The organism is Neisseria sp. P0021.S007, assembly GCF_051956855.1.
Genome location: NZ_JBQCXA010000676.1, coordinates 1 through 635 on the forward strand (window position 1 = coordinate 1; position 635 = coordinate 635).

Annotated in this window: 1 protein-coding gene; it reads right to left on the bottom strand. The window is 53.9% G+C overall.

Translation table 11 applies throughout. The features are described 5' to 3' along the window. Positions 1 to 635: nitronate monooxygenase (locus tag ACTHUR_RS15325; RefSeq protein WP_440399492.1), on the bottom strand; the 635-nt coding region annotated here is incomplete at both ends.

Here is a 635-nt window from a genome sequence, read left to right on the forward strand (position 1 = left end):
GCCTTCTTCAGTAACGGCAAACGCCGTGCCGATTTGGACGGCGGACGCACCCCAGTTTTTCAGGGCAGTTTTGACTTTTTCAAAGTTCGCCATGCCGCCGGCGAGGATGAGCGGGATTTTTTCACTTTCAAGACCTAAGTTCTTGAATACTTCAAAAGTTTCTTCGATGACGCGTTTGAATTCAAACTTGGCATCGTTCACACCTGCCACGCTTGCCGCGCCTAAGTGTCCGGCAGCGTGCGCGGGATGTTCGATAACGATAGCGTCGGGCAAAACACCTTTTTTCATCCAGCGTTTCAATACGATACCGATACCGCGCGATTCGGACAAAATCGGGAACAGGGCGACATCTTTGTGATAACCCTCGGTCATTTCGGGCAAATCCAGCGGCAATCCCGCGCCCATCACAATCGCGTCCGCCCCCGATTCGCAGGCTTGGCGGACGTAGGCGGCGTGGTCTTTGACGGCTTTCATGACGTTGACGGCAATCATGCCTTTGCCGTTTGCGTCGGCTTTGGCTTTTTGGATTTCGCGGTCAAGCGCGGTGCAGTTGAGTCGGGTGTATTTTTCTTCGCTCGGATTGATTTTGGATTCGGCGAGCAGGTCGTCATGCAGGTGGCGCAAATCAACGCTGG